At 40.6% G+C, this 4562-nt stretch carries 3 protein-coding genes; all 3 read right to left on the reverse strand.

Annotated features, from left to right (window positions below):
* Positions 1-3 precede the first annotated feature (3 nt).
* Positions 4-4110 (reverse strand): DEAD/DEAH box helicase, encoded by a 4107-nt coding sequence (locus NGM62_RS21520; protein ID WP_262250366.1) that lies wholly within the window; start codon positions 4108-4110, stop codon positions 4-6.
* Complete coding sequence (locus NGM62_RS21525; RefSeq protein WP_090622434.1) at positions 4107-4316, reverse strand: helix-turn-helix domain-containing protein; 210 nt, start codon at positions 4314-4316, stop codon at positions 4107-4109. The genes NGM62_RS21520 and NGM62_RS21525 overlap by 4 nt, the downstream gene beginning before the upstream one ends.
* A gap of 38 nt (positions 4317-4354) precedes the next feature.
* On the reverse strand, positions 4355-4562 hold a 208-nt coding region (locus tag NGM62_RS21530; RefSeq protein ID WP_262250367.1), incomplete at its 5' end, for a hypothetical protein.

Genomic DNA, 4562 nt, shown 5'->3' on the forward strand with positions numbered 1-4562 from the left:
AATCTAACTTAAACTGCTGTCCTGTTTTCGGGGGGAATTATAATTTGATGGGAAAAGTTTAGGCTGTTGATATGGTCTTTGGATAAAACTTCTTTCAAAGTATAACCACTGCTTCGAAAATGGTCTATACAAACCAATTCTTTTATCATTTTCATTATACTGCAAATGAGTATTCTTAGCACATAAATTTCTTAGTGAATCATTCCAACTTATTTGTTGTCCATCATTTGAACAGAATCCACTAAATTCAGATTTGGGGTTTTTCTTCAATTCAATTTGAAATGACTCCCGCTGTTTGTTGTAGAAGTCAATTGTCCTTTGCATGTTATTTTTTAAATCATCAGCAGAATAATTATATACCCATGCATCACGAGCAGTTGCAATGCCCAAGGAATAAGTTGTAAAAAATGATTCCGTTTTACTATCAAATTTCTTTGCTGGTGCTATTGGGATAAATGTTTCAAACACATCATTCCGTTGATTGAGCCAATCGCCTTCGGCATTTGGATCAAGGGTTTTCCAAGTCATGGCAGCATTTGCCACGGTTTGAAATTTGGCAATCTTGGCTAACTTTTCTTCACGGCTCAGGTAATCGCCAATGTCGTGGTAATGAATGGTGGCTCGTTCATTTTTTGAATTTGGATTTTTCACCAATAGCGTAATGGCTATTGGTGTTCGTGAACCTGAGCCAAAAATCTTACCGCCTTCTTTTCTGCTCAATTCCCCACTGGTGCGTTGGTTGCCCCTAAGATTAAACACCCAAATGCTTGAAAATTCTTTTTCAATGACTTTTCTAAAACCGTCCATTCCACTACCATCAAGCCAACCACTATTTGAAACGAAAGAAATAATACCACCATTCTTTGGATCTAGTCGGTCTGTACTCCAACGAAAGGCTTTGATGTAAGAATCGTAAATAGCATTTTTGTTGGTAGCATTGGTTTCTGCAACATATGTTTTGGCTATTCTATTATCAAGCTTTGTATAATTTTGATTTTGAGCATTGTCATTAGATGATTTTTGTCCTTTAGAATAAGGCGGATTGCCAATTATTACCCGCAAAGGAGCTTTCTTTTGTCGTGCTACCCGCTCCGAATTCTGAGGAAACATTTCAGAGAAAAGTTTTTGGCTTTCGTCTGTTTCGCCCAATTGGAAAGTATCGGTCAATACAATGCCTTCAAAAGGTTCGTATTCGTTTCCATCGTTGCGTAAATCGTGATAGGCATTTTCAATGTTTACGGCAGCTATGTAATAAGCCAACAATACGATTTCATTGGCATGTAGTTCATTTTGATATTTTCTGTCAAGGTCGGGTTGATTAATCAAGCCACTTTGCAGCAGTCGGGTCATAAAAGTTCCCGTTCCTGTGAAGGGGTCAAGAATGTGAATGTTTTCGTCTGAAATATTGCGGCCAAATTCTTTCTTTAATACATCATCTACTGAACGAATAATGAAGTCCACCACTTCCACAGGCGTGTAAACAATACCTAATTGCTCCACCATTTTAGGAAAAGCAGCTTTGAAGAAATTGTCGTACAGTCGGATAATAATTTCCTGTTTGCCTTTGGCATTGTCAATACCCGAAGCATTTCGTTTTACGAAAGCATAAAACTTTTGAAGTGATTCCGATTCTTCTACCAAAGTTTGCGGTTCCAACTCATCCAACATGCGTTGCATGGAAACCGAAACAGCATTGTGTTTTACAAAAGAATAGCCTTCAAACAAGGCTTCAAAAATCGGTTTGGTAATAATATGTTGAGCCAACATTTCAACTGCTTGTGCTTCTGAAATACTTGGGTTGATGTTTTTCTGTAATCCCAAAAGGAATTTTTCAAAAGCTGCCCGTTGGTCTTTCTTTTCAGTGATTAAAAACTGGATGCGTTCAATTTGGCGTTCGGCAATGATGGCAACATCCTTTGCCCATTGCTCCCAATACTTTCGGTCGCCCACTTTTTGAACCATTCGGGCAAACACCACATTTTGCAATTGTTCAAACTGCAATGCCATTTGTCGCCCAATGTCTTTGTTGGTTTCGTATGCAGGTGCATCTTCATTTACCAACGAAGGATTGCCGTCACTGTCAAAAGTGTATTCAGGTCGCCCAATAAGAATGTTGGTCGGCTTTTTCTTGTTGAGTTCAATTTTATTTACCGTAGCATTGAAACGGTCGTCATGCGCACGCAAGGCGTTAAGCACCGTCCAAACTACTTTGTAGCGTTCGTTATCGTCAAGGGCTTTTTCTGCTTCAATATCAGAGGGAACAACCACAGGAATAATGATGTAACCAAAATTTTTGCCTGGCGATTTCCGCATTACACGTCCAACGGATTGCACTACATCTACCTGCGAGTTACGGGCTGAAAGGAAAAGCACGGCATCCAAAGAAGGTACATCCACACCTTCACTCAAACAGCGCACATTGGTCAGGATTCTACATTCATTGTCGCTCGTTTCCGCTTTTAGCCAACCCAACAATTCGTCACGGTGCGGAGCGGTCATAGTTCCGTCAATATGTTTGGATGCAATAGAAACCATGTGTTCCTTCTTCTCAGCAGGAAGTGAATCCAAATAAGCTTCGGTTGCTGTGTTGTATGTAGCGGTGATTTTTTTAGAAACCGCAATACTTTGACAAAAAGCAACAGCCCTTCGCATGGGGTCAGGGTCTCCGTCTTTGGTTACGCCTTGGTCACCCAAAAACTGTTTGGACAATGCGTTGATAGTTCCAATAATTTTGGACGCATCATCTGTATTGATTTCTGTTTCCTTGTCTGCAATCATGCGTTGCACGGCAGGTGGAACGTCTTTGTCATTTAGCGTAAGAATCAACACTTTGTAATCGGTGAGCAAATCCCGTTCAACGGCTTCACCAAAACCAATGCGGTAAATTTCTTCGCCATACAAAGCCACATCATCCATTGAGCATAAAACTGCTTCCGATTGGGCGGCTTTGCTTTTTATGTCGTCACTGTACAGTCGGGGGGTTGCTGTCATGTACAGCCGTTTCTTAGCTTTGATAAATTCAGGGTCGTGCACTTTGGTAAATGCAGATTCATCTTCGTCCATCAGCGTTACGCCTGTGGTGCGGTGGGCTTCATCACAGATGATTAAGTCAAATTCTTTGAAGCCGTTTTTGAGCAATACTTTCTGTGCTCTTGATATTACTTCAATGGATTGATAGGTTGAAAAAACTACCGTCATTCCGGGCAGACCTTTTTCTTTTATCTGTTGAAACTGATGCAGAATATTATCGGTGTTGGTGGAAGCTGGCAAAGCCAAATCCACTACGCTAAATGTGTCCGCATCTTCGTTTTTGGTTTTCTTCTTTGAAATTTCAGGGTCAGAGCATATGCAAATTGCATTGATTGGTTCGTTGGCATCTGCACTCCATTCACGCAAAGTTTGTCCTAATAAGGCAATGCTTGGCACAAGGAATAAAATCAATCCCTTTCCTTCTGTTTCATTCTCGGCAATTCGCAAAGCGGTGAAAGTTTTACCTGTTCCGCAAGCCATGATAAGTTTACCACGGTCAGCCGTTTTGAAATGGTCGTGAGTTTTGGTAAGTGCTTCGGTTTGGTGATTGCGAAGTGTTTTCTTTGGCGTTCGTGATTCTTCACCGTGAATACCTTGCTCTAATTTCTCCCAATCTACGGGAGCTTCTATCAGGTCGAAAAGATTGATTCTTGTAACTGGCGGGTTTTGGTTGCGAATGGCTTCTGTTGCATTTGGTCCCCATTTGTTTGTTGTCGAAATCCAAAGTCTGTGAGCAAAGCGAGTTGTCTGCATTTGCTCATTCTTAAATTCTCTGCTTGATGTGGAAAGAAAACTGTCAACGGCTGGTTTGTCTATAGTCGCACCTTCCTGAAAACATTTGCATTGAATTGCCCAATAATCGCCTTCATGTGTCAAAGCAACCAAGTCAATTCCCGTGTCTCCACCACCTAAGTCTAATTTCCCTGGAAACTCATTCCAAAGCCAAACATTCTTAAACAGGAAAGCATATTTTGGGTCGGTCAGCAAATAGGTTTGCATTAACCTTTCAAAGCGGTCGCCTTTATCACGCTCCGAAAAAGCTATTTTTCTGTATTTGTTAAGTATCTTTTGAAAACTCATTTTCCTGTTTTGTCATTTTTAATTTCAATCAGCAACTCTTTCACTTCCACATCTAAGATTTTTGCAATCTCATAAAGTACTTCAAGTCTTGGTTGTTGTCGGTTTTGCACATAGCCGTTTACCATGTTGTAACTCTTACCGAGTTTCTCAGCTAACCAAGTCTGCTTAATTCCCTTCTCGTCAAGTACTTCTTTTATTCTGTTCATTTCAATAAAGAGTCAGGCTGCTAAAGTAGGTTTTATTTTTATTTTATCTCATTTTTCAATATAAAAGGTGTTTGAATTATTGTCGCTCTGTCCGTCCGTGCGTTGGCAAAAAAATGGCTCTTTTGGTTTTTTGAAGCGTTGGTTCGTGTGTCGGCAAAAACCAAATGTGCCATTTGTGCGGTCGGGTTTTTAGCATGTGCCCTAACGGTCTGGGGCTTGACGCTGGCGGGGATTTTTACCGCCAAA

Origin of the sequence: Parapedobacter soli (assembly GCF_025460835.1) — a bacterium.
In the GTDB taxonomy this organism is placed as follows: domain Bacteria; phylum Bacteroidota; class Bacteroidia; order Sphingobacteriales; family Sphingobacteriaceae; genus Parapedobacter; species Parapedobacter soli.